This window comes from Streptomyces sp. CB01881, assembly GCF_002953255.1.
Taxonomy (GTDB): Bacteria; Actinomycetota; Actinomycetes; order Streptomycetales; family Streptomycetaceae; genus Kitasatospora.
The window spans coordinates 1,067,257-1,072,214 of sequence record NZ_CP026498.1; the positions used below are offsets into that span (position 1 = coordinate 1,067,257).

A 4,958-nucleotide genomic window follows, 5' to 3' on the forward strand; every position below is an offset into this window, starting at 1 on the left:
GGCTGCTCCAAGGAGGGGGACGGTCGGGAAATCCATACCGACCAGCCACTCGACCAGTTCGACGGTCCGGCGCACCTCGGCGATGTTCGAACCGCGTCGCGCGATCTTGACCACCACCGGGCTGGAGGCCAGGAGGAAGACCGCGTTGGTATGTCCGCGCAGGACGGTGGCGCCTGACGCGTCCAGGCCAGCCGCCCGGCATGCGGCTTCGAGGACACGGTTCACTTCGGACTCACTGAAGCCGCCGATCCGGCTCGGTGCACTCATACCCGTAAGGCTGGCGGACGACCGCCCCGCTGTCACATCGCTCCCGACGGGAGCGTCAGAATCTCGCCCAGCTCGCGGACCACGCGCACCGAACGCAGCCGGGTCGGCAGTACGTCGATCACCGCCCGCGCGCGGGAGCCCAGGATCTCCGTACGGTGGGCCTCAGGCACCTGAAGGTAGGTACGGCCGGCCAGCTGGCAGGCTTCCGCGAGGCTACGTTCCTTGATCAGGCAGACAGCCTGCTCAAGGTGCAGGAGAGCCGGGTCGATCCCCGTGCGGTCCGGATACAGGGCGAGTGCCTGCTGCTGCGCGGCACGTGCCCTGCCGGTCTCACCGAGATAGGTGCAGGTGCCGCTCAGATAGAGGAACAGCCGGCGCTCGGGGAAGGCCCAGGCGTCCTCGGGGTCGCCGTGGTCGCAGCGTTCGAACATCTCCTGGGCCTGGTTGACCGCCGTATGGGCCTCCGCTGTCCGCCCCAGCCGCGCGAGCGCTCTCGCCTCGGCCGCTGCCGCGAAGGCACCCGTGGCCGTCGGGCGTCCGCGGTTGAGCAGCCGGGCCTGGCGTGCCAGTTCGGAGGCCTTCTCCAGCGGACCGTAGTAGTACGGCAGCATCGCCGCCTGAACGCGGACCCGGGCCCTGAGCCGAGCGCTGCCGCTGTCGTCGGCCGCCACCCGGACCGTCCCGTACCAGCGTTCGGAGTCGTCCAGCCTTCCCAGCTTCATCAGCGCGTCCGCTACCAGGGTCGACACGACAGCCGTCATCTCGGACAGCCGCACCTGAACGCTCGCCGGCTGGCGTTCCGCCGCATGCAGCCGGATTTCCTCCAGGTCCGCAAGCAGCCGTCCGAGCATGACCGCCGGCGGCGTGAACACGTAGTCACGGCGCAGACTCATCACCCGCTCGTCCAGGAGCTCCAGCTGAGTCGCGCTCACCGTCGTCAGTGCGAGAGTCCGCTCGACCGCCCTACGAGCGGAATCCACCAGGGAGGTCAGCGGATCGCTCTGCCCTTGGCGCGATCCAGCCGATGTCGAAGCGCGCACGGGTGTCCGAGCATGTCCTGCGCGCACCGGGAGTTGCCGAATCCCGGCTGGTTCGCCGCCGACGCGGTAGTCGCCCGAGAGGCCGAGAGCGGTGGCGTCGGTCCGGTACAAGCGGCAGAGCAGGTCGATCGTCCCTGCGCGGGGCTGCCGGTCCGTCTCTCAGTGCCCGAGCTGGTCCGCGTCGAGCTTCGGACGGACGATGTCGCCCTCGTCGCACAGCTTGATCAGGACGTCCACGGCATCCTTCAACGTCCAGCCATGAGCGAGCCGGTAGGCCCGCAGACGGCTGACCCCGCAACACGACATGACCGCATCGACGGTCCGCCGGATGTCCCGGTCCTCCACCACACCCTCGGCGCGAAGGCGCTCGACGCAGGCCAGTCCGTGGGCCATCCCCCATCACCCCCTCGGCTGTCGACTTCGCTTCTCAGCGTAGCGATCCCACATACGGAGCGTGCCGGAACCAGTAACTGGTTACTGCTCTGGCCTGCTTGGCGGCTCCACGACAGTAACTTCCGCCTTCGCCCTCAACTTCCTCCTGTTGCAGCCGGTTGGCGTGCTCGCGAACCTTACGGAACCCGCGATCGACCACCAAGCCCGCGGACTTCCCCGGTACGACCCCCTGCGACCTGCACGGCCCGGAGGACCACTCATGACCGTTGAAATCTTCTCCGCACCCGCAAGGGCAGCCGAGATCTCCGGAGTTCGCCGTCACGTTCCCGTCGCGCTGGCGAGGCTGGGCATCACGTTGCCTCCGAACGAGACCGACACGGTTGTCCTGCTCGTGTCCGAGCTCGCAACGAACGCTGGTGCGCCATGAAGCGCTCTGACTATATTCCCGGTGCAACCGGGAGGAACTGGAGGGATGTTCCTGGGCCCAATGGCTTACCTGGAGTCGAAAGGCGAAGGGGACCGTAGCATGCCAGAAAATCAGCGGCCGCGCTCAAGTGCGGAGGCGGTGCGCTGAGAGGCCCGCGTGACATGGCGAAAGCTAGACTGCCTGAACCCAAATCTCCAGAGATGCAATGGCATGACATCCGCCGGAACCGCATTTGACACCGGCGCCGCGTCCTGCAGGGAAGTCACTGCGTATTCTCTGCAACCTCCGGACTGCGGAACGATTCCCAGTGAGGGAATTCAAGGGGATGAGTTGGGCGCCTAAATCACGCTAGACACGTATGTCGGAGACGAACATGGGATCGCCTAAAGGGATAGAAATCCCCATGGCGACGGAGGTCCCGTAGTAGTCGCAGGAGTAACGACCTGCCAAGGCGGGCGGTAACACCGCCCACAGGGCGAAGGGGACCAGGAGACCCGGATATGAAGATCACTGGGAGGTATGCGTAATGCAGAGCGCCGAAACAGTGCTGAATGTCCTGCGCGAACGCGGCAGGCACGGTCTGCCGTGCAACGAACTGTACCGACAGCTGTTCAACCCGGATCTGTACCTGCATGCCTACGGGCGGATCTACGCCAACAAAGGTGCGTTGACCCCCGGGGCCTGCGAGGAAACCGCAGACGGCATGTCCGAGGTAAAGATCGCAAACCTGGTGGAAGCCCTCCGCCACGAGCGATACCGCTTCCGCCCGGTCCGCCGCATCCACATCCCCAAGAACAACGGGAAGATGCGACCGCTCGGATTGCCGTCATGGTCGGACAAACTCGTGGGAGAAGCAGTGCGCCTCCTTCTGGAGGCATACTACGAACCCCGATTCTCCAACCTCTCCCACGGTTTCCGTCCCGAACGGGGATGCCACACGGCCCTGAGCCAGGTGGTCATCAACTGGACAGGGACGACCTGGTTCATCGAAGGGGACATCTCGGATTGCTTCGGCTCGCTGGACCACGACGTCCTGCTGTCGATCCTGGCCGAGAGAATCCATGACGCCAGGTTCCTCCGCCTCATCCGACAGATGCTCCAGGCGGGGTACATGGAAGACTGGGAGTGGAACCCGACCCTGTCGGGGACCCCGCAGGGCGGGGTCGTCTCTCCACTCCTGTCCAACATCTATCTGGACAAGCTGGACCGCTTTGTCGAGACAGTTCTCATACCGGAATACACCCGAGGAAAGACCCGGGCCAAGAACCCGGAGTACCGGACCCTGGAGAACGAGATCAACCGCCTCCGAAAACGGCAGAAATACTGGGGGGAGAAAATCGAAACCCCGGCCGTCCGCGAGCTGCGCCAGCGGCTGCGACGTCTGCCGGTCGGAGACCCTCGCGATCCCGGATTCCGGCGTCTGCGGTACGTCCGCTACGCGGACGACCACCTCCTCGGGTTCATCGGACCGAAGGCCGAAGCCGAGACGATCAAGCACCGTCTGAGCCAGTTCCTGCATGAAGAACTCAAGCTGGAACTCAACCAGGACAAGACCCTGATCACCCACGCCCGCACACAAGCGGCACGGTTCCTCGGCTACGAGATCACCGTCCAGCACGCAGACACGAAGATCACCCGCGACCGGCGCTCCCGCACGGGGGCCCGCAACACCAACGGGAAGATCGCCCTGCGTGTCCCCAGGAAGGTGATCGAGGCCAAAGCAGCCCCGTTTCTCAAACGCGGACACCCCGCACCCCTACGCCACCTGGCGGGACTCACACCTTACGAGCTCGTCAGACGGTACGGCGCACAGTACCGGGGCATCGTTCAGTACTACCTGCTGGCCGGCGACGTCTGGCGACTCGACCGGCTCAAAGGGGTGATGGTCACCTCGCTACTCAAGACCCTTGCCTGCAGGCACCGTTCATCGGTGACCAAGATGGCCGCGAAATACAAGGCCACGGTGAACACACCACTCGGTCTCCGCCGGTGCTTCGAAGCAAGGATCGACCGGGTAGGCAGGAAGCCGCTGATCGCACGGTTCGGAGGAATTCCCCTCGTCCAAAAGAAACACACGGCCATCAACGATGCGCCGCGTACCCCGTTCGAACCGCACCGCCACCAGCGGGGCATCCGACTCATCCGTCGGCTGCGCCAAAAGTGGTGCGAGGTCTGCGAGCGCCCACGGCCGGTGGAAGTCCATCAAGTCCGTGGCCTCGCCGACCTCAGGAAGCTCGAACTACCGCCCGAGTGGGCGGCCATCATGATCAGGAAGCACAGCAGGACACTCGTCGTCTGCGCACCCTGTCATCAGGCCGTCCACAAGGGCACTTGACGAGGTTCGCGCACCAAGTCTCTGGAGAGCCCGCTGCATTGAAAGGTGCACGGCGGGTTCGGGCCGGGGGCCACTGGAAAAGGACCCGCACGCGCGGAAACCTCGCCAGTGGCCTACCGGTACTTGTCCACGGCAGCCACCATGACGATTCGACGGCCACGCTCAACGTCGAGTTCCGGTTCGTACGTTCACTCCGCCGCCTCCGCGTCCTGGTGCTCGATACCGGTCGCGGTCGGCCGTGCGAAAGGAAGGCCGAGCCAGATGCCGAGGACGGCCGCGGACTGTTTCTCGTGGCACAGCTGGCCACCGACCACGGTACGGAGCTCGGGGCAAACGGCAGCACGATCGTCTGGTTCGAGTGCGCCCTGAAAGCGCCTGGTTGTATTCCCGGCAGAGCCGGGAGGAATTCGGAGGATATTCCTGGGTCCAATGGCTTACCTGGCGCCGAAAGGCTAAGGGGACCGTAGCATGCCAGAGAAGCGGTGGCCGGGTCCAG

4 protein-coding genes and 1 pseudogene are annotated in these 4,958 nt (G+C 65.1%); 2 read left to right on the forward strand and 3 right to left on the reverse strand.

The window, feature by feature from the left end; all coding sequences use genetic code 11:
* From C2142_RS39335 to C2142_RS04950, 3 genes and pseudogenes are all read right to left on the reverse strand, one after another.
* Nucleotides 1–267 (reverse strand): annotated as a pseudogene (locus C2142_RS39335) (aminoglycoside phosphotransferase family protein); the annotation flags it as partial.
* A gap of 32 nt (nt 268–299) precedes the next feature.
* Nucleotides 300–1,199 carry an XRE family transcriptional regulator gene (locus C2142_RS04945; protein WP_241002386.1) on the reverse strand — a complete coding sequence of 300 codons (900 nt, stop codon included), beginning with the start codon at nt 1,197–1,199 and terminating at the stop codon, nt 300–302.
* A 267-nt stretch (nt 1,200–1,466) separates the two neighbouring features.
* Complete coding sequence (locus tag C2142_RS04950; protein ID WP_148641251.1) at nt 1,467–1,700, reverse strand: hypothetical protein; 234 nt, start codon at nt 1,698–1,700, stop codon at nt 1,467–1,469.
* A gap of 259 nt (nt 1,701–1,959) precedes the next feature.
* Between C2142_RS04950 and C2142_RS04955 the strand changes: the two genes are divergently transcribed.
* Nucleotides 1,960–2,127 (forward strand): ATP-binding protein, encoded by a 168-nt coding sequence (locus tag C2142_RS04955; RefSeq protein ID WP_148641252.1) that lies wholly within the window; start codon nt 1,960–1,962, stop codon nt 2,125–2,127.
* A 526-nt stretch (nt 2,128–2,653) separates the two neighbouring features.
* On the forward strand, nt 2,654–4,462 hold the full coding sequence (locus tag C2142_RS04960) for a reverse transcriptase/maturase family protein (RefSeq protein WP_174315561.1): 1,809 nt from the start codon (nt 2,654–2,656) through the stop codon (nt 4,460–4,462).
* Nucleotides 4,463–4,958: the final 496 nt, after the last annotated feature.